Raw genomic sequence first — 21,049 nt, forward strand, 5'->3', positions numbered from 1 at the left:
TTGCTATACTTCGTACTTCATATATAGTTAACAACCTACAAGCTACAGCAATAATTAGTTAAACGTCTAACTTATTATTACTTGCTTTCATTAGATTATCCCTCATCTGCATAAGTAGCCTTCGAAGCAGAGCTTTTTCCTCCTCAGTAAAATTACTAAAGCATTCCTCATTTAAAGTGATAAAAACTTCCTTTAATTTTTCACAGATTCCTTTGCCCTTTTCAGTGATATAGACCCTTGATATTCTTTGATCTTCCGTATCTTGTGTTCTTGTTACAAGATCAGCTTTCTCCATTCTCCCTAACATTACTGTAATAGTAGCAGGCTTAATTTTTAACTTTTCTGCAAGTTCCTTCTGACTTTGGCCATCTTTATGATATAATGCAAGCAACATTGGCGGCTGCCCTGGATAAATACCCAGTTTTTCAAATAAATTATGAGAGCGATGATAATGAAGCTTTACTATTTCTCCAAATATATGATATAAACTATCTGAATTAAAGCAATGCATCTATGTACCTCCTTTTATCCATCCTTTGTAATCGAAAAATTACTATTTTATTAATATTATTTAGCCGTCTAACTTAAATAATATTAATAATATCATTTAGCCGGCTAACAGTCAATAAAAATATTGTAATTCCAAATGTTTCTTATGTGTCCAAAAAATAAGTTTCCCTCAAGCTTTTCAGCCGAGGGAATATAAACTTTAAACCTCACTTATTTGTGATACAGTTCTCCGCTCTAAAATCCAGCACAGATTTCATAATAGACTACTTTAACCACTCCCTTCCATCTACAAATCTTGAAACTACCATTGCACAGACTGTGTTTCCTGTTGAATTTAATACTGTGGCTGGTGCATCTATAATTGTGCTAATAACAGCTATTACAGGAAGTGCTTCAGGTGAAAATCCATAAACGCTTATTATAAGCATTTCCCCTATCATTCCGCCTCCTGGTATTGCCCCCATAACTGCTCCTACTAAGAAACCTACCGCTAGTATTGATAATATTGTTGGAATATTATTAATATCTTTACCAAATAAACCAAATAAAAATACTATCTTTAATACCCCACCAATAACAGATCCATCTTTATGTGTATTAACTCCAAGTGGTATTACAGTTTCTGCAATATCCTCTGGCACCCCTATTCTTTTAGCAGCTTCCAGATTAGCCGGAATTGACGCAGCACTCGAACAAGTTGCTAGTGCTGTTACTGTTGGCGGTATAGCGTTTCTCCAAAATGCTTTAAATCCCATTTTACCTGCTGCTAGATATGAGTATATACTGAAAAATATAAAATAAACTATTGCAGCTAACCCTAAATATAGGATGAATACCTTTAAATATCCTTCTAATATCTGTGTTCCTAGCTGCCCTACGACAGAAGCAAAATAACATCCAAGACCAACTGGGGCATAGTACATAATAATTTTTATCATCTTCATCATTATAGTTGCTGCTGAGTTTAAAAAATTTTTTATAACTGCCCCTTTTTCACCAGCCAATGCTGTTGATATTCCAAATAAAACAGAAAAAATAATTAATTGAAGCATATTATTTTTTGAGAATAGTTCTGAAAAATCTCCAACTGTAATTGTTTTTACTAACTGCTTTGATAAAGATATTTTTTCAGCCTCCTTACTTATTTCTCCCCCTGATTTAGATAGAATAGTTCTAATAGCTTCAGCATCTAACCCTTTAGTTGGATTAAAAAATAACGCTCCTATAATAGCCAATATGCCAGATATCAAAGCAGTAATTGTAAAAACTATTGCAATATTTATTATTATTTTGCCCAACCTATTCATACCGCTCATATTAGCTATGGATGATGCTACACTAAAGAAAACTAAAGGCACTATTATAGTAAACATCAAGTTTAGAAATATTTGTCCAAAGGGTTCCAATACTATAGCCCTTTGTCCTAAAATAACCCCTATTATTCCACCTAGCATTATTGATACAAGTAATATTAATGACATTCTATAATTCTTTAAAAAATTGCCCATATATATTCAACTCCTTACTTCCTTCATATTAACTATTATATTCACTTCATTTGCAATTTTTATTGTACTTAGTGTTTAGTTTATTGCATAAAATGCTATAATAAATTATGTTACTTGAGGTGATTAATATGGATAATAATATTTCTAAAGAAAAAGTGAAAAGAGGCTATCTTAATGAAGACTTTCATTTTTTTAACCTAAAAGATCAGAAGAAAAATGAGTTTGAATTTCACTACCATGATTTTAATAAAATAATTATTTTTATTTCAGGAGAAGTTACCTATATAATTGAAGGAAAGTCTTATAAATTGAGGCCTTGGGATATACTATTAGTTGGTAAAAGTGATCTTCACTTGCCAATAATAAGCTCAACTGTCTCCTATGAAAGAATGATATTGTGGTTAAATCCATTTTTTTTAGAAAGGCATAATAAAAACAATTGCAATCTTCTAAGTTGCTTTGAATTAGCAACTAAAAGAAAGCTTAATCTTATTCGATTAAGCATTAAGGATATACACTCATTAAAGCAAAACCTTGCTGACCTTGAACATGCAATACAAGATAAAGATTTTGGCAGCCATATATTAAGAAATGCACTATTCCTTCAGATTATGGTGAAAATAAATAGATTGTTTCTTGGAATGGAAATTAATAAAGACATTGATGACATTAAATATGATCCTAGAATAGAAAGTATTTTAAGCTTCATAAATTCAAACCTAGACAAAAATTTATCTATAGACACTATCTCAAAAAAATTTTATCTAAATAAATACTATCTGATGCACTTATTCAAGAAAGAAACAGGCTATACCTTATATGGGTACATACAAAAAAAGAGAATTATAAGAGCATCAGACTTAATAAAGAGTGGTATGCAGGCTGGAGATGTTTGCTCCCTATGTGGCTTTGGAGATTACTCTACCTTTGTAAGAGCTTTTAAAAGAGAATTTAATTTGTCGCCTAAGCAATATTTTAAATACAATAAGTAACTGGTATTTATGATTTTGGGGATGAAAATCATCCCCTTATTTCAGTTCATACTTTAGAGGCAGCTCCCTCTTGTGTTTATTATATTCATGCTTCAACTTAATTTTCTCATCTATTTCTTTATCTCCACAGCTCCCATTTTCTATATATTTATTAATTTGTTCGTAGGTAAAGCCTAACTTCTCCTCATCAGATTTTCCACTTAATCCATCGCTTGGAGTTTTATGAACTAATTCATGTGGTAATCCTAAGAAATCACCTATTGCTACCACCTCATCAGTAGTCAGGTCTCCTATGGGATTAAAGTCAAAAGCACTATCTCCCCACTTTGTTGTATATCCTACAAAGCCTTCTGATTTATTTCCCGTACCACATATTCTATATTGCATACTAGTTCCAATTGCATATAAGGTAGTCATTCTAAGTCTTGGAGGAATATTGATTTTAGCATCAATAGATAAACACTCCTCTCCAATCCCCTCTAATAATCCCTTGTATGCTTTTTCTATATTAACTATTTTATAATTAATTCCCAGAATATTTACAATTCTTAAGCTATCGTCTATATCCTTCTGATTACCATTTGGCATCAAAACACCAAATACTCTTTCTTTTCCTAAAGCTTCAACTAATAACTTAGCTGCTACAAGGCTGTCCTTACCACCGCTAATTCCAATAATCGCTCCCTTAGCATTAGGCTGCTCTTTAAAATATTCTCTAATCCATTCTATAATATTTTTACATATATTATTTACATTAAAATTTTTTCTCATTTTTATGCCTCCTATGAAAACTTGAACAATAATTACTATTCTAAAATAGTATTAAAATCTCCCGTGAAGCCTATTTCTTATTTCTGATAAGGAATAATCTTTTATTAACTTACCATCCTTAAATACAGTTTCTAATAGATTATCCTTATATTCTGCCTGCTCTTTTATAGTTAATTCATCTTTATATAAAATATCTTGTCCCTTTCTATATACATAACACATTCCCTTTTGTGACTTTTTAAAATTATCTTTATCCGTTTTAGGAGCCTTGAAGATAAACTTTTCTTCCCCATCTATTACTGCATGAGTAGCTTTTAATGCAAATCCAAAAGTATCCCTAGTATTGTATTGGTAAGTGTATGATCCTATGCCAAATACACAGTTGTTTACTGCAAAGCCCTTTTCCTCTAACCCCTTGCAAATCTGCTGGCATCTTTCCACAGTTATACTGTCTCCATAAATTGTCCCTATCTTACTATTTAGAACTTTATATCCTTTTGAATTGATTTCTCCCCCAAATATATCCCATAGTAACTCAACGGTTCCTTTATATTCTTCACTGCCTTTTGCTACATTCTTATCCCCACAAATTATTTTTACTGGATCTCCACTATCACCTCTAATAACAACTTTGCCATCTCTGTTTATAATGTCTTCCTTCAATCTTGGAAGTATATTTGTTATAACATTCCAATAGTCATAGGTGTCAGACACTATACTTAAAACTCCACTTGGAAATACCTCAGTGATTAATCTCTTATAGGCTGCAAACTCATCCTCGCCGTAGCTGCACATTACACTGTGTTCTGTAGAAGGGGTTCCTAGTCCGACTAGTTCCTCTTCTATATTACAATTATAATATTCCTCTAAATAGCTAATAGCAGGTATAGTTGCCGTTCCTAGAAATGAAAGCAGGTGTGCTGCACCACTAAGTTCTGCACTTTCCACAGAGCTAAAACCTCTCATGCTAAAATCTCCACAAGCTTTTCTTATATCCCCGTTTTCTACAGTAAGATTAAAATACTTTTCTATTATCTCTCTGTACCTATATGCAATAGTAGCACTTGTCATTGGCTGCCATATATTACAACTCATAAATGTTTCTAAATAATTTACAAGCCAGGCAAAATCCTCATGTGTATTAGTAATTTCAATCATTGGCGTTTTAATATTCACTCTTAGCCCTTCTGCTACAGCCTTAATTTGTATTGGCAAATATCCTAAGTCGTGCAAAGCTTCAATATGCTTTGTATCTGCTGCCACATTTCCCATAGTCTTGGAGATAATTCTTTTATATTCAGAAACTACAGCTTCCTTATCCTTTTGGAAAAAGTTTTCGTTAAAGTACTGAATCAAGTACTTCTTTATAAAAGGCTGTAGCCCAAACATAACAACTTTATCCATATCATCCTTTCGAGACATCCTAGGAGTCCAATAGCTTACTAGTTTACTCATTCCCGGCGCATAACACATATGATGAATTGTTTTATAAAAATCCGTTAATAATAATGGATTTATCATAATCCTTTCCCCCTATTAATTACTTTTCCCTGTAAACCCTCTATTACATCTAATGCCTTTTCATGGAGAGAATCATCAAAGCTAGCACAAAGGCTTGCATCCACTATGATATCAGCATCTCTGTATTGAGACTGAAACAATACCACATTGCTAATTACGCATATATTAGTAACAACTCCAATTAACTCAATTTCCTTAATGTCCTCTCCTACTTCATTGGCTATTTTAAGCATATCCTCTGGAGATATTCCAAAGCCCTTTTTTTCGCAATGCATTGTATTTTCTAATTTTGAAAAATCATTTATTTTCCCATACAGCTTGTGGCCATTAGTACCTTTAATGCAATGTAGTACTGGTAAACTTTTACCTTCTCTGGTTTTTAAATATTCTTCATAATGGGTATCGTAAGTGAACAATACCTTATCACCATTTTCTATATATTTATTAACCTTGTCATATATACCTTGTTCTAAGGTTACTGCTTTCTCAAACCCTAGTGCTCCATCTACAAAATCATTTTGATAATCAATAACTACTAATAATTTTTCCATAATAAATACCCCCTTAAATTTCAAATACCTTAATTTTTTTATGATTCTTACTTAAAATACTATTGGTTGTATATATCCCCGTTATTAAGTCACCTGTTAACAACTCACCTTGAAAAATTGTATTTTCACAATGGGTAACTACCAGGTATATTTCTGTTGCCCCAATTTCCTTTAGTTTAGAAGCTGTAAGCATAAAAGTGCCACCCTTTGAACATAAATCATCCACAATAATGGCCTTAAAGCTTTTACTTCTCATATCTCCATTAATCTCTAGCTTATTAATAAATCCTGTTCTAAAGTCCCGTTCTTTGCTTCCAGTTAGAATCTTTTCATACTCTATTTCTTTACCATATCTCTTTGCTGCACCTGCATCTGGATAGACTAAATATACATCCTCTTTTCCATTATTCAATTCTTTTAAAAGCCTCTCAGCTAAAATTTTAGACATACTTACCACCTTAGCTCTATCTAATAATGCAGTTGACACCTCTGAATGTGCCTCATAAATGGTTACACTTTCAAAATTCAAATTATTAATTAGCTTACATAAATGCTTTAGTGTAAAAATAGTCATCCCCTCAGTTCTATCCATTCTGCTGTACGGCATATAGGGAAGTATTAAATCACATTTTATTCTTAATTCATCTAAATGACTTTTCAAAAATATTAAATGTGTTATATCTTCATCACTATCAAAATGAACTCTAATCTCATTGTTATCACTTCTTAGTTTTAAATTTTCGCTATAAATCAGGGATTCACCGTTAGGAAACTTTTTAACCTCTACTCTCTCATTATTAAAATAAATCATTTTATAGCCTCCTCGCTTTTAAAAATTATGCTCCCAATTCTCATTAAATTTAAATACCTTAGCCGGCCTAAAAGGTTTGCCCTCTATTTTTTCATCAGTTTCTATAATCATTTCTCCCATTTTTCTTCTGAAATTTAAAATTTCTCTTCCCATTATTCCTTCATATACATTCTGTAGTTCCTTTACAGTAAATACTCTTGGCAAAAGATTAAAAGCAATTGGCGTATACTCTATTTTATTTCTTAATCTATTTATTCCATAGTCTAATATCTTATAGTGATCAAAAGCTAATTCTTCTGTAGAATTGTTTAATAATCTATATCCCGTTTCCTTTCTTCTAAAGATGTCTCTTCCGATTTTCTCTGTTATTTCATAATTAATTATTATTTTTTCATCAGTGGATTTAAGGGATAGAAGATGTTTATTTTCTATATATTGCTCCTGCTTTTCAGAACTAATAAGAGTTTTATCTACCCAAAACCATCCACTTTTATTTTGTAAATCTAAATCATTTAACCTTATGCTGCTCTTTTCCACTAAAGCAATATTTCCCACACTAATAACCCTTGTTCTTTTATCTCTATCAATATCTCCAAAAGTATAGAGCTGCTCTATATAAATATTATCTATTCCTGTCTTTTCCTTAAGCTTCTTCTTAGCACTAACCTCTAGGCTTTCTTCTATACTAACAAACCCGCCTGGAAGTGCCCATTTATCTATATAGGGATAGTCATCTCTTTTGATCAAAATAACCTGCATTCCCTTTTTTGGTACCTTACGAAGGTTACCCTCTTCTATATCATCAGTTGTAAATATTATAATGTCATTTGTAACACTTGGTCTTTTATAATCATTCTCATCATAACTTTTTAGGAAGTCTTCTTCTTTATCTATAAAATGTTTATCCAAATTGTTTTTCACCTCAACTTAATTTCAATTAGATAATATCAAGTTGATATTATGTATTTATAGTACTACTTATTCCACTATATGTCAATAAGTGTTTTTAAAATTTATTTGAGCAAACAAAAAACCCTCGGCATTACTCCCGAGGATTTTATTCTTGTGTATATCTTCTACATAATTATGGTATAATTCTAAAGTATAAATTAAGAATTCCGTAGTGGATGGCTACGGGGGTTTTGAGCGTTTTATCCCCCTTGGACTATTGGTGAATATATCATCATAGTTAGGGGGTGGTATTGGATATGCTAGAATTAACTATAAAAAGCTTTGTTACTATTTATATTATTAAATTAGTTTTAAAACATAATCTTTTTATTTCTAAGTTAATTATCAAGATTAAATTTCTTGGTATTCATATAGAACTTAATGGCAAAGAGAAAAAGCACCCATCCGACAAAGAATAGTGCTTCACTCTAGAATAAAATATTAATTTTAATTCATCCAATAGCCCTAAAACAAAATAAATGTTCTAAGAATCAGCTTAGTGTTACCAGCACTAAGCTTTTCTTACTTATATTATATCAATTTTTTATAAAAAATAAACCTATATAATTTTTTCATTTAAAAATTTTAATCTCAATAATACAAATTGGAATTTATTTAATTAATGATTCCATGAAAATCGCCTGCAAAACATCATATGGTATGTCCTGATTTAAATAAATCTGCAACATCCCTTTAGGCGTAATCTTGTATTGTTCCAATTGCGATTTATACTCAATAATCGCAACAGCCTCAATATTAATATGATCCTTAAAAGGAATAATCCTTACAAAGTTCTTTTCAACATAAAAGCTCGGTAATTTTGCCCATAACTTTTCTTCAATCTTACAAGGGATACTTTTAATGATAAGCTCTCGTACCTCAGAAAAAAGGGTTTGTATTTCTTTGCTATAATTTTCAATGTAGTCTTGAATGGCTTCATTCATATAACATCACCTCAACTTTAATATGCGCATATGATAAAAAAAGGCCCCATATGCTGGGAACTAAGTCATCACATGCGGCCATTTTGTGCTCTTTTTATTTTTTTACTGGTATCTGTATTTCGCTTAAATAGTCCTCTGTATTTCTTTCATTCCAAGGTCCTTTTATAGCAACTTGACGTGGATTTCCGCAGATATTATATCCTTTTCCCTCACCTTTTATCCTTATTATACCATAAACATATCATTACTTACGGTATGTTGTTTTCATATATGCCATCTCTCCCACTAAACTTATCAACACCATTTTTATCCATAATTAATGAAATTATATACAAAACAACTACTGGCGTAGCCAACAATGCAGTGCATGCTATACCAATGCTTACAGAAATCTTTGTAGCTATAATTCCAATAATTGGTCCACCTAAAATTTGACCTAAAGCATTGATTTGTCCATTCATAGAAATGATAGTAGCCCTTGCATTACCATGAATATGATTATTTAACCATGCACTAAATATAGGCTCATTTATAGTTTTAAACATATTTGTTGATAAATAAGACACTAGCATTAAATTAAAGTTTCTTGTAAGGGCAAATATTAACATGCATAAAATATAAAATATGTTTATTGCTAATAATGTCTTTCCACTTTGATTCTTCTCTTCTTTCTCAAACTTCTTTGATATAAACTGCATTACTACAGCGCTTAATATCATTCCTGCTATACCAAATATACCAAACCAAGTTACTGGCTGAAGATTCCCAAGCTTAGGAAGTGTGGTATCTTGCAGGAAATGTGCACTAGAAAGTCTATCATAGCCTTCACTGGATAAGCCATGAAACAAGGTTACAAAAAGTAAAATCATTATTATAGTTTTACTTTTTACAAATTTAAAACCTGATTTAAAAGTATACCCCATCTTTTTAAAAGTATTTAAATCTTCAGGGGCAGATGCTTTAAAGTTATTTTCTGGCATATATACTACTAAAAATAATGCAAAAGCTATATACAAGCACCCACTGGCTATAATAGGCAGCCTAAGAGACAAATTACCTATTATGATACTTAGTATTATCCCTGCAACTGTACCTATTTGTCCTACTTGTGCTCCTTTTATATATATTTGATCTAAGTCCTTAGCTTTCTCTTCCTCTGCAATCCATGCCTCAGCAGCCCCACTGATAAAGGTAAAACCTAATCCCCATATTATCTGGGCTGCAAGTACAAAGGCAAAACTAGCAATAGAGCCTTCCAAAATAAATCCTAGTCCTATTAGAACTATACCAATAACAACAGATATCTTACGGCTGTATACATCTGCAACTATGCCTGTAGGAATTTCAAATATAAAACATGCAGTCTCTAGAGTAGTTCCAACAAGTATAAGTTGAAGCGGTTTTAAATGAACCATTTCAATGTGGTAAACTATCATAACTGTAGCTGCCAATGAAAAGCACATTGCTGTAATAGCTGAAAATAATAAATAAATTTTATATGCCGAAAGTTTTTTTACCATTAATTATTCACCATCCTTATATTATGAAGGAATTTGCTTGTGCTTTGTGATGTAAATACTTTGAATATATAAATCACCGTAGTAACCTCCTCAAATTAAAAAAAGCCGCAAATGAACATTAGCTCACTTACAGCCTCATAATTATATAACCCAAATATAAACATAAAATATAGAACTTTAATATATGTAACTTATTACTAAGTTGTATATATTAAAGTCTTATATCATATTTATAAATGCAGCAAAAATAGGCATAAAAATACCGTGTTTAGAACACGGCTTTCCTATTATGCAAATAAGGCGTAACATGCTCATTATAATATTGATTAATTTAGAAGTACACAAATAACCATGGTAAGAATTAACATTTTGAAAATTAATTTTACCATGAATAAACCTTGACTAATTCAAGATTTTTGATGTACTTTCTAAAAATAATCCCTATTCAGTTAGTTTAGTTAAAAACTACCTCTTTACGCATATTTACAACACCTTTACATTTATATTTTTTCATGTTTATATTTGAGTTTATCTATATTATACATAAATTTAGTTTTTTTTCAATAGATTTGCTTTTCATCAATTTTAACTTCTCTATGCAATGCCTCAAATATGCTTTCGTATTCTCTAATCTTTCCCTCTGGTATTCCCAACTCATAAGTTATTTCCTGTAACACTTATTTTTCACAGTCTGCCCTCCTCAATGTCATGGGAGTTTTAATTCTATATCATTTAAAATCATCACTGTTTTTCATTTTATTTCCCCAATTAGCTAGTCCTTTAAGAGCTGGAATAAGATCTTCCCCATTATCAGTCAGTGAATACTCAACTCGCGGTGGTATCTCCATAAATTGCTTTCGTTTTATAATACCGTATGACTCCAATTCCTTCAGTGATTGGGTTAGCATCATGTTAGTGATTCCGTCAATACCCCTTTTTAATTCATTATATCGCATAGTTCCATTTTTATTTAATAGCCAAATTATAGGTAGTCTCCACTTTCCACCAATAAGGTTTAAAGCAAATGTTAGCGGGCAGTTGTTAAGTCTGCTTTTATATAATGCTTTGTCACTCACAATATCACTCCAATACTCAGTTTTTACTTCCTTGAACAGAAAATACTGCATACTTGCTATAATAATTCTAACTGATATAATCATATCAAATCCTATTGATTAATCAAATATGTTTTCTAATTTTTAGGAAGGAAGATTAATATGAGTATACATTATGAAATTATTTCTGATGATAACATTATTTACATTAAGGATCTATGCAATGAATTAATGACTTATCAAAAATCTAAAGCAATTGTCCATCCAGAGTGGTTTGATAACATGTGTTTTGAAACTAGAATGATTCCATCAATCAAGAGTGCCAAGGCTAACTTTTTAATAATAGCTAAAGATGATAATGAAATTGTTGGATATGCCTATAGCAATATTTCTTCAAAGTATACATACTCCGGTGGATTTGCTACTCTTAAACCTGTTAATTTTTTTGACTTTGATTCTGTTAAAAGTGATGATGTAGGTTGTATTTCTCAGTTTTATATAAAAGATGGTTATCGTAAAACTGGCATTGGTACAGTTCTGTTTCAAAAGAGTATGGATTGGTTAAATTCATTTAAGTTAATAAATGATTTGTTTATTTTTGTATCAAACGGAAACGATGATGCATTAAAGTTCTATCAAGATAAAGGCTTCAAAATAAGCCATAAGATACTCCATGGATTTATTACAGTATTAAGAAAAATCGCATAATTTTCTTTCTTGAATTATGCGATTTTTAATTATCTTATCCTAGTTTTCTGTTTTAAATTCTTCCAATACACTATAATATTCACTCATATCAAATTCTTTAAAATTCATAGTGCTTTCTCCTTTTAAGGTCTTATTTATAAGCTCTATTAAACTATTCAATCTTTTGCGTTTTAAAATAATCAGCTTTTTTTGATTTTTTAATGCTTGCATTTTATCAAAGTACGGACTCAACATTATTTCTTTAACATCTTTTAAAGGTATATCAAGCTCTTTGAAAAATAAAATTTGTTGCAAGGTTTTAAGGGCTTCATCATCATAAAGTCTATATCCTGCCTCTGTAATTTCACTTGGCTTTAATAATCCTATTTCATCGTAATAATGCAGTTATCGCACACTTATTCCTGTCAAATCGGAAACTTGCCTTACTATTCTCATTGCTACACCTCAAAGTTTGATTTTAGAGCTGCCAATATTATTTAATAATCTGCCGACTAGAAACTTTTGTAATATCTCCAAGCTCTATTTTTGTATTACACTATGACGTGGTATTAGGGTCAACACTTTACAAAATAATTATCGTAAAATAATTATAATAAAACTTAGTAGAAAGCACTTTGCATGCTGCTTGGCTAAGGAGAACCTCCTTCCTCTAGATTTGGTTCTCCTCCATTACTTAAATACATTATATGGTATAATTCTAAAGTACAGCTCAATAGCTAAATGTGGGCTACTGGTATCACTCACCTTTCTTGTGAAATAAGGTGATACATGTGAGTAACGATACTTTAATGTTACTATTTCAGGCAGGATTATTTTTACTAGGACTACTAACATTTATAGTGTTACTTATTGATAAAATGTCAAAAAAATAGTAGCCCCAGGTCGAATTGGTCAGCTACTATTTTTAATACTAAAAATTCTAGTGATACCAGTTGCCTAAGCAACTAGAGTTGTATAAAGTAGAGTACTCCAACACTCTACTTTTTTATTATCTACATTCCTTATTTATATTATCTTAAATTCTTATAAAAAACAAACATCTAACATTCTTTTATATAAAAATTTTTGATTAACATATAAATTAAAATCTCTTCAATCTATTTAATCTGGTCACAAATTGGAATTTATTAAACTCTAGTTATTCTTATTTATCATATAAAAATTAAGTTACTCTTCATCTATTTTTACTCTTAACATTTTATTCTTAACTTTTACTGCATATTTTAATTCATATACTAGTACACCATTATTAATTGCTTCTGCAATTTCATCCATTTCCTTTTTTATCTTTTCTTCATCAGCATACCAACCAAGTACAATTGATTTTTCTCCCCAAAACGCTCCGCTATTAACAGCAATCAACCAATATTTAGGCTCATCGCTTTTTGCTTTGTACATTACATGTGACGCTAAAACTTTATAGCAATTAACAATTGATTTTCCATCATATGATTTAATAGTAATTTTCCCCGTTGGTACAATTATATTATTGGATAAAGTTTTGTTGCTTTCAGTGGACTTTATCTCACCTAACATCAAATAATCTAAAGATACATTAAGCTCTTTAGATAAAGCAAGCAATTTTTCCATTTCTGGATAGCCACTTCCCTGTTCCCATTTAGAAACTGCTTGACGACTTACTCCAATTATTTCTGCTAACTCTTCCTGTGAAATATGTCTTTCTTGTCTAATTGATTTTAAATTATCTGCAAAACCCATGACTTTCTACCTCTTTTCTTTGTTATTATGTGTAAATTATAATAGGTTTTACACTAAAATAATACCAATCTATAGTTGCAAATCCGCAACTTGTATTTGCATTATTCATAATATGATAATAATCTCAATAATAAATTACTATTTGTCTTACATTTAAAAATTATTTTTCCCATTTAATTATAGCATATTTTGTAAATATAGTATTACTTATGATACGGTTCACCATATCTATTTAATCGGATAACTTAAAGGAGGCATATTATATATTTATGCCTCCACTAAATTGGAATTCATCAAAGTAATTATAATATAGCAAATTAAGATGATCAGCTGAATAAACTAATACCTTCTACTTCGCTATTTTTCTAATAATTTTAAATATTTGTCTATCATTTGTTTGATGTTAATATAGTATTCATCACTCCAATTCCAAGAATACTCTAGTAAATAGTCTGCTATTATTGAATCATCACCTTTTTCAATATCATATACTTCATATTGCTCACTCGTAAATATTCCTTTTATATTTAGCCAATTAATCAGATTTTCAAACGAGCCCATTTGATGCAAAAAATCATTTGTCTTAGGTAATTCATATGCATTAATTAATCTACATTTCTGACTATCTACATTTGTTTTAGACTTTTTAGACTCAAAATACTTTTTTAGATCAAACAAGGTGTAATCTATTCTATCCCCAAACACAGATGCTCTTGTCATATTGATTCCATTTGTCTCTTGTGGGAAATAAATAATAGGAACTCTACGATAAGTTTCATATTCACTAATAAACTGAGTTGTACGACCTTTATGACTATATATTCTTTTTATTGATAGCAATCCATCTGCAGAGCACAGTATATCACCATAATTTTTAGTCGCAGCTGAATCTGGATCAAGATAAAAACTATATATCATCTTCCAGGCTATATCATAATCTTTATGAAGCATTTCTTGATAATACAAATTAATAAAATCCGTAATTATATGAACATTCATGTCATAGATATCGGAATACTTCTTTTTTCCAAAATCGCTAATTCTATGTACAAACTTCAATTCACAATTAAAAACTTCTTTTAAAATCTTATCCGAATGATATGTGTTTTTATACTTCTTATAAAAATCACTACTCAAGTAATTTTCTAATCGTTCCATTTTTCTCCTCTTTCTCTTTTATCATCACATAATCGTTCAAGTCACTAAATTCTGATTTATCTTCATTCCAATCATCCCTACAAATTACTATTTTTCTGCAATCTCTATAAATAGTCTGTATGATACACTTTAAATTTAATTACTTAATAACTCATTTAAATGTATATCAAATTGCTCTTTCGTTATCGCTTCCTTAGATTTTAATCTCCATAACTTAATACTCATATGTTCAAGCGCAAAATTCTTCTTTTTATCTCTGTCTATTTGTTCAAGAGTTTTATGAAACTTTCCATCGAGCTCGATTACTGCAATAGGTTTACCAATACGATTATCATAGATGATAAAATCTAAATGCGCATTATTCATAATAAACTGTTTAACTTCAGAATTAACCTCTAAAAACTTCTTATCTGTTACAACACTAGCTAATGGAAGTTTCACCACCACATGATATTCAGGATGTTGTTGTATATACCTATCAAGGTATTCTTTAACTGTTTTCTCGAAAACATTATCACAATTTTCCACTACCGTATAAGTCTTCATCTGTTGATATAAATAATCAAAAAGGCATACTGTTTTATCTGGTATTACTTCACCATATGCTTCTATGTACTCGATTAAGTTTCTAGTATTTACATCATACTCTTTAAAAAACTTAATATCTGTTACCAAGACAAATTTCATCTTAGCCCTTGAAACAGCTACATTTATCAGTTCTTTGGAAAATAAATTATTTTTTCCTTTCAAATGATTTATAGCCTCATCTATATGATTTAAAACAGTACAGAAGTAAACTTCATTCTCTCCTTTTCCTTGAAAAGTATGGATTGTGCCACATTGTTTCTTATTGTATTTCTCCATCAACTTATCAGCCTGTTTGCGAAATGGTGTAATAATGAATTTTCCTTCTACGTCTGAAAATATTGCATCTTCAATAGTTACAATCTCTCGTAAATTTACAAACGAGCCACTCTCCAATTCAACATATTTACCTTTATCATCATCTATTAAAATCATTGAATCGTCACTTGCGTCTTTGTATATGATCAGTTGATTATCATAAAAATAACGGTTACAATAATTTATGATCTTGTAATCACATCGATAATGCTCTAATAACAAATTAGAAACTGGTTTAATCGTTTTTGAAATAGTACTTAAAAAACTTTCATTTGTATAATCATATCCCTCTTGTACTTTACTACTAATTCCCTTTGAAGAGAGATTAATAATTGCTGGTAACTGCTTATTATCTCCAACTACTAATATCTGCTTAGCTAAATATAGAATGGGCAATGCTGATAAAATATCACATTGTGAAGCCTCATCAATAATGATACAGTCAATCTTCGCACCATTATTAAAAAAAGAATAGAAATTGGATAAAACCGCGTCCACTGTAGTCAAAATAACAGGATATAGCCCTATTAGCTCATCCTTACAGCTTTTTAAGAGTATATCATTGTCATTCTCTTTTATTTTCGAATAAATATTCTGATAAACGCTGCTATCATATTTCTTTTTCAAACTTTCTAATAGCAACTTCTTGGATAATTCTATATACTCATCTTTATATATTTCGCTAATCTTTTTTTGTAACCGACATAAATTCTCATTTTTCAACTTCTTCTCTAAATCTTCTATCTCAATCTTCAGGAACTTTTCTTCCATAAGACTTTGAAGCGCAATTCCCTCGCTTTTCAAATTGGCTAATGGCATTCTCCACCTAAAGTACGTCAAAATTCTTTTAACAAAACCTATCTTTTGTCCATCTGCCATCTTCACTAATAGCTTTGCTAATCGATCTAGTTCCTCTTTTACGGTTTTTGAACTCCTATTCTTGCGATTAATTTTTCTTATCAGATGATCATATGCAGAGAAATCATATGCTTCTCTGCGTTTTATTAGGTGTCTATACTGGTTTTTAAATTCACTCAATTGATTTTTATACAAAATCAACTCGTTTAGCTGCTCTTCCATATGCGTTAATTGATTGCATAATATATTCATTCTTTCCTTTTCAGCTTCTATTGTTGTAGAGGAAATATCTTTCAGTTGTTGCTCATATGTCAATATTTTTTCTTCTAGTGTAATACTTAACTCATCCATAACTTCTTTTTTGCCTAAGCGAATAAAAAAATCTGGAATAGGCATCTGTTCTAATTCTTCCACAACATTATCGATAGCAGAATTGTTTTTTGACACTACTACTACTTTTTTATTTTGATATACAAGATTGGCGATAATGCTAAGAATGGTAGTCGTTTTCCCTGTACCAGGTGGCCCCTCAATAATAGAAATGCTATTATTGAGGGCTGCCTCTATTGATTTCTTCTGTGATATATTAGACTGTTGAAGCAATATAATTTGCTCTCCGCAGGACTTACCTTCGTTTAACTCTTTGTCAACATTTTTTTCTCCTGTAAAATACGAAAATAGAAGGTTATCCTTTTGGGTATGTAAATTTTCAAAAACCATTTGATAAATAGTCTTTTTAAAATTGTAGTGCTCATACTCAAATGTACCCTTTTTCGCTCTTTGTTGCAGCAAGCCTAAGATTTCAAAATAGTATTTTTCAAAATTTTCAATAATAGATTTTATATCCGTCCGGTTATATTGTTTATTTATTTGAGAATAATAAAATTGCTTTTCGATTTCCTTGTCTTTGAACTTACAATTTTTAATATTTTCAAATTTTATTTGACCTTCTTTCCCATTGCTTAAATACTTATAAAAAACCTTTTCTGAATTATATTGTAAGACATCAACATCAAATTTATTGCCTTTTATACTTTCTATTTCCAAGGATGTCTTTTCATCCATAGAATATTTCAAATACTCTTTTATCATCATTTCCTCTATCTCCAAGATTTCTTATACTAATAGTTTAGTCCCTCTACATTCAACATTAATCATTGAAATAATTTGAGTCAATTCTTATTATAACAAATCTGTAAAATATTTAGGAGCAATCGAAAGGAATAAGTTATGTTGCTTACTATTCAGGTAATAACTTCTCAAACTGTATAATTCTCTATCAAATTGCTTTCTTATATCTATGCCTTATAATGTTATAAATCCAAGCAGCCCAGAAGCATTGTCGCATCTTGCTTCCGTACTGTTTTCCCATTTACTTGTGATTCTGTTCACCATATCATATTCTAAATTCCCCTAAAATATTTAGCTTAAAATAGAGTTATCATTGAATTTACAGTCATATCTACATTTATATTAAGTATTCTTACAATTAAGCTTAGGACACTATAGTTAATCATATACTGGGTAAATTTTTTGGTAAATATGCACCATTAATTTCAGGCATATTACTAATAATACTTGGTATTGTTGAGTTACTTAATTAATATTTTCGTAATCTATTTAGGTTATGATACAGTAAAAAAGCACCCAAATTCTATAAAATTTGAATGCTTTTTATAATAGGTTTTGTTTTAAAATTCAGCGTTTCCTGGAGTTCTTGGGAATGGTATTACGTCTCTTATGTTTCCCATTCCTGTTAAATACATTATTAGTCTCTCAAATCCAAGGCCATATCCAGAGTGCTTAGTTTCTCCGTATTTTCTAAGCTCTAAATACCACCAATAGTCCTCTTTATTAAGTCCTAATTCTTCTATTCTCTTTTCTAGAACGTCTAATCTTTCTTCTCTTTGGCTTCCTCCAATAAGTTCTCCAATCCCTGGAACAAGAAGGTCTGCTGCTGCAACAGTTTTTCCATCCTCATTCATTCTCATGTAGAATGCTTTAATATCCTTTGGATAATCAGTTACAAATACAGGTTTTCCATATATTTTTTCAGTTAAGTATCTTTCATGTTCTGTTTGAAGATCAATTCCCCATTCTACAGGATACTCAAATTCATGACCAGATTTTTGAAGAATTTCTACAGCTTCTGTATAAGTTACTCTGCCAAATTCAGAGTTTATAACATTATTTAATCTATCAAATAAACCTTTATCTACGAATTGATTGAAAAATTCCATTTCTTCTGGAGCATTTTCCATAACATAGTTTATAACATACTTAACCATAGCTTCTGCATTATCTAAGTAGTCGCTTAATTCAGCAAAAGCAAGTTCTGGTTCTATCATCCAAAACTCTGACGCATGTCTTGCTGTATTTGAGTTTTCTGCTCTGAAAGTTGGTCCAAAAGTATAAATATTTCTAAATGCTAAAGCAAATATTTCTCCTTCTAATTGACCACTTACAGTAAGATTAGCTTCCTTTCCAAAGAAGTCTTGTTTGTAATCTATATTTCCTTCTTCATTCTTTGGAAGATTGTTCATATCTAGCGTTGTTATTCTAAACATTTCTCCAGCACCTTCAGCATCACTTCCAGTTATTATAGGAGTGTTAGCATAAACAAAGCCTTGGTCTTGGAAAAACTTATGTACAGCATATGCTGCAAGAGAACGTACTCTAAATACTGCTGAAAAAGTATTACTTCTTGGTCTTAAATGAGCTATTTCTCTTAAATATTCTAAGCTATGTCTTTTCTTTTGTAGTGGATAATCTGAATTAGATTTTCCTTCTAGAACTACTTTTTTAGCATGAATTTCAAAAGGCTGCTTTGCATTTTCTGTTGCAACTACTTCTCCTTCAATACTTACACTAGAGCTTATAGCAAATTTAGAAATTTCTTTAAAGTTTTCTAGACTTTCCTCAACAACAACTTGAATATTTTTGAAGAAACTACCATCATTTACTTCTATAAATCCAAATTTATTTGAAGCTCTTAAAGTCCTAATCCATCCGCTAATCTTAACTTCTTTACCTAAAAACTTATCAGTTTCTCTGTATAGTTGTTTAATCAATACTGTTTCCATAATCTACCTCCTACTTAATTCTTTATTTTAAAATATAATAAAAAAAACCCCAATCCTAAAAATATTAGGACGAAGGTTATATATTCGCGGTACCACCTAAATTGTCATATAAAATATGACCACCTTAATAAGTACAAAATTCTATACTCTCCAAGTTCTAACGGTTTGGCTCCGTCTAAGCCTACTATCATTTTATAATATAAATGATTTCGGTTAGAGATTCCGAGACGTTCTTCAATATAGGCTCAGTGCCAATCTTCCACTATCATTGGTTCGCTTTAAATGAGACTCTATATCTACTCTTCTCTTCACTATCTTTAAACCTATTTTATCTCTTATATAAAATTTGATTCATAAAAGATTATAATATTAAAAAAATTGTATGTCAACCAATACTAGAGTAACCTATTTAATTTATATCTTTATAATAATTATTAGATAATGTTTTTTTTATTTGAAACGATAATTTAATGTTATAATTAAGCTATGTTTATACGAGATGTTATGACTATATTATACGAGGTGACTATTATGAACGTTATAGATCTTCATTGCGATACAGCTTTAAAAATATATGAAGATAATTCAGAATTAAAAAATAACACCTATGGTGTAGATATTGAAAAATTGAAAAAGTCTAATTCCTTAGCACAATTTTTTGCCCTATTTGTAGAACTTAAAACTACTAAAGATCCTCTACAAAAGTGTCTTAATATGCTAGATAGATTCTATTTAGAGCTGAATAAAAACATTGATACTATTTCTCTTGCAAGGAATTATGATGAACTAATGAAGAATAAATCTGAGGGTAAACTTTCAGCCTTTTTAACTATAGAAGAAGGTGCCGTTCTTAAAGGCGAGCTCTCTAATCTTAGAAATTTTCATAGACTAGGGGTAAAGTTGATAACTCTTACTTGGAACTTTCCTAATGAGATTGGTTATCCTAACGCCAGAGCTGAATATACTAACAAAGGACTTACACCTTTTGGTATTCAAGTAGTTGAAGAAATGAACAACCTTAATATGATTATTGATGTCTCTCATTTATCTGACGGTGGTTTTTATGATGTTGCTAAATATTCTAAATCTCCTTTTGTAGCTTCTCACTCAAATGCAAGAGCTATTACTAATCATCCAAGAAATCTTACAGATGATATGATAAAAATTCTAGCTGAAAAAGGCGGAATTATTGGAATAAACTTCTTCGGAAACTTTTTAGGAGGAGGTCAATTTAGTAAAATAGAAGATATGGTTTCTCATATTCAGCATATAAGAAATATTGGAGGAATAGATGTAATTTCTCTTGGTTCTGACTTTGACGGCATAGACTCGACTTTAGAAATTGAACACATTGGACAAATTGATAGGTTAATAGAAGGGCTTAAAAAGCATCACTTTACTGATGATGACATAGAAAAGATTCTTTACAAAAATGCATTAAGGCTGCTTAAGGAAATTGGTTAACTAGCCACTGTGCAAAATGGGA

The 21,049-nt window shown here is 30.4% G+C and carries 19 protein-coding genes, 2 pseudogenes and 1 other annotated feature; of the genes and pseudogenes, 6 read left to right on the forward strand and 15 right to left on the reverse strand.

Features of this window, described 5'->3' with window-relative positions; all coding sequences use genetic code 11:
* Positions 1-58: 58 nt before the first annotated feature.
* Positions 59-511 carry a MarR family winged helix-turn-helix transcriptional regulator gene (locus tag ACWW38_RS07185; protein WP_456260102.1) on the reverse strand — a complete coding sequence of 151 codons (453 nt, stop codon included), beginning with the start codon at positions 509-511 and terminating at the stop codon, positions 59-61.
* 262 nt (positions 512-773) lie between these two features.
* Entirely contained in the window at positions 774-2,018 is a 1,245-nt protein-coding gene (locus tag ACWW38_RS07190; RefSeq protein ID WP_456260103.1) for a dicarboxylate/amino acid:cation symporter, read from the reverse strand.
* A gap of 128 nt (positions 2,019-2,146) precedes the next feature.
* Between ACWW38_RS07190 and ACWW38_RS07195 the strand changes: the two genes are divergently transcribed.
* A complete protein-coding gene (locus tag ACWW38_RS07195) occupies positions 2,147-3,010 on the forward strand; it encodes an AraC family transcriptional regulator (protein ID WP_456260104.1) in 864 nt (287 codons plus the stop codon).
* 36 nt (positions 3,011-3,046) lie between these two features.
* Here the strand turns inward: ACWW38_RS07195 and nadE are convergent, their stop codons facing one another.
* The 5 genes from nadE to ACWW38_RS07220 are packed head-to-tail and all read right to left on the reverse strand — an operon-like array spanning position 3,047 to position 7,573.
* Positions 3,047-3,781 (reverse strand): NAD(+) synthase, encoded by a 735-nt coding sequence (gene nadE, locus ACWW38_RS07200; protein ID WP_456260105.1) that lies wholly within the window; start codon positions 3,779-3,781, stop codon positions 3,047-3,049.
* Between the two features lie 51 nt (positions 3,782-3,832).
* Positions 3,833-5,302: a nicotinate phosphoribosyltransferase gene (locus ACWW38_RS07205; RefSeq protein ID WP_456260106.1), complete on the reverse strand. Its 1,470-nt coding sequence runs from the start codon at positions 5,300-5,302 to the stop codon at positions 3,833-3,835.
* Positions 5,299-5,853: a cysteine hydrolase family protein gene (locus tag ACWW38_RS07210; protein ID WP_456260107.1), complete on the reverse strand. Its 555-nt coding sequence runs from the start codon at positions 5,851-5,853 to the stop codon at positions 5,299-5,301. The genes ACWW38_RS07205 and ACWW38_RS07210 overlap by 4 nt, the downstream gene beginning before the upstream one ends.
* Positions 5,854-5,866: 13 nt before the next feature.
* On the reverse strand, positions 5,867-6,664 hold the full coding sequence (locus ACWW38_RS07215; RefSeq protein WP_456260108.1) for a ribose-phosphate pyrophosphokinase: 798 nt from the start codon (positions 6,662-6,664) through the stop codon (positions 5,867-5,869).
* An 18-nt stretch (positions 6,665-6,682) separates the two neighbouring features.
* On the reverse strand, positions 6,683-7,573 hold the full coding sequence (locus tag ACWW38_RS07220; RefSeq protein ID WP_456260109.1) for an NUDIX hydrolase: 891 nt from the start codon (positions 7,571-7,573) through the stop codon (positions 6,683-6,685).
* A 299-nt stretch (positions 7,574-7,872) separates the two neighbouring features.
* Between ACWW38_RS07220 and ACWW38_RS07225 the strand changes: the two genes are divergently transcribed.
* Positions 7,873-8,034: a hypothetical protein gene (locus ACWW38_RS07225; RefSeq protein WP_456260485.1), complete on the forward strand. Its 162-nt coding sequence runs from the start codon at positions 7,873-7,875 to the stop codon at positions 8,032-8,034.
* Between the two features lie 192 nt (positions 8,035-8,226).
* Here the strand turns inward: ACWW38_RS07225 and ACWW38_RS07230 are convergent, their stop codons facing one another.
* The 3 genes from ACWW38_RS07230 to ACWW38_RS07240 all read right to left on the reverse strand — a co-directional run bounded on the left by ACWW38_RS07230 (position 8,227) and on the right by ACWW38_RS07240 (position 11,155).
* On the reverse strand, positions 8,227-8,559 hold the full coding sequence (locus ACWW38_RS07230; RefSeq protein WP_456260110.1) for a DUF1801 domain-containing protein: 333 nt from the start codon (positions 8,557-8,559) through the stop codon (positions 8,227-8,229).
* Positions 8,560-8,807: 248 nt separating this feature from the next.
* Positions 8,808-10,079 (reverse strand): MFS transporter, encoded by a 1,272-nt coding sequence (locus ACWW38_RS07235; protein ID WP_456260111.1) that lies wholly within the window; start codon positions 10,077-10,079, stop codon positions 8,808-8,810.
* A 728-nt stretch (positions 10,080-10,807) separates the two neighbouring features.
* Positions 10,808-11,155, reverse strand: a complete 348-nt coding sequence (locus ACWW38_RS07240) for a winged helix-turn-helix transcriptional regulator (protein ID WP_456260112.1) — start codon at positions 11,153-11,155, stop codon at positions 10,808-10,810.
* Positions 11,156-11,296: 141 nt separating this feature from the next.
* Here ACWW38_RS07240 and ACWW38_RS07245 point away from each other — a divergent pair, with 141 nt between their 5' ends.
* Complete coding sequence (locus ACWW38_RS07245; RefSeq protein ID WP_456260113.1) at positions 11,297-11,842, forward strand: GNAT family N-acetyltransferase; 546 nt, start codon at positions 11,297-11,299, stop codon at positions 11,840-11,842.
* 42 nt (positions 11,843-11,884) lie between these two features.
* On the opposite strand, the pseudogene ACWW38_RS07250 reads toward ACWW38_RS07245, so the two are convergent.
* Positions 11,885-12,226, reverse strand: a pseudogene (locus ACWW38_RS07250) (MerR family transcriptional regulator); the annotation flags it as partial.
* A 404-nt stretch (positions 12,227-12,630) separates the two neighbouring features.
* On the opposite strand from ACWW38_RS07250, the gene ACWW38_RS07255 reads away from it, so the two are divergent.
* A complete protein-coding gene (locus ACWW38_RS07255; protein ID WP_456260436.1) occupies positions 12,631-12,714 on the forward strand; it encodes a putative holin-like toxin in 84 nt (27 codons plus the stop codon).
* Positions 12,715-13,009: 295 nt separating this feature from the next.
* Here the strand turns inward: ACWW38_RS07255 and ACWW38_RS07260 are convergent, their stop codons facing one another.
* The 3 genes from ACWW38_RS07260 to ACWW38_RS07270 form a co-directional block, all read right to left on the reverse strand.
* Positions 13,010-13,561, reverse strand: coding sequence for a helix-turn-helix domain-containing protein (locus ACWW38_RS07260; protein ID WP_456260114.1), 552 nt, complete (start codon positions 13,559-13,561; stop codon positions 13,010-13,012).
* 357 nt (positions 13,562-13,918) lie between these two features.
* Entirely contained in the window at positions 13,919-14,719 is an 801-nt protein-coding gene (locus ACWW38_RS07265) for a hypothetical protein (protein WP_456260115.1), read from the reverse strand.
* A gap of 135 nt (positions 14,720-14,854) precedes the next feature.
* On the reverse strand, positions 14,855-17,575 hold the full coding sequence (locus ACWW38_RS07270) for an AAA domain-containing protein (protein WP_456260116.1): 2,721 nt from the start codon (positions 17,573-17,575) through the stop codon (positions 14,855-14,857).
* A gap of 342 nt (positions 17,576-17,917) precedes the next feature.
* Here ACWW38_RS07270 and ACWW38_RS07275 point away from each other — a divergent pair.
* A pseudogene (locus tag ACWW38_RS07275) lies at positions 17,918-18,084 on the forward strand (sporulation membrane protein YtaF); the annotation flags it as partial.
* A gap of 87 nt (positions 18,085-18,171) precedes the next feature.
* Here ACWW38_RS07275 and asnS read toward each other — a convergent pair.
* Positions 18,172-19,563 carry an asparagine--tRNA ligase gene (gene asnS, locus ACWW38_RS07280; protein WP_456260117.1) on the reverse strand — a complete coding sequence of 464 codons (1,392 nt, stop codon included), beginning with the start codon at positions 19,561-19,563 and terminating at the stop codon, positions 18,172-18,174.
* 62 nt (positions 19,564-19,625) lie between these two features.
* Positions 19,626-19,884 (reverse strand) — a binding site (T-box leader).
* A gap of 210 nt (positions 19,885-20,094) precedes the next feature.
* Between asnS and ACWW38_RS07285 the strand changes: the two genes are divergently transcribed.
* Positions 20,095-21,027, forward strand: coding sequence for a dipeptidase (locus ACWW38_RS07285; protein ID WP_456260118.1), 933 nt, complete (start codon positions 20,095-20,097; stop codon positions 21,025-21,027).
* Positions 21,028-21,049: the final 22 nt, after the last annotated feature.

This window comes from Clostridium sp. JNZ J1-5, from assembly GCF_053901425.1.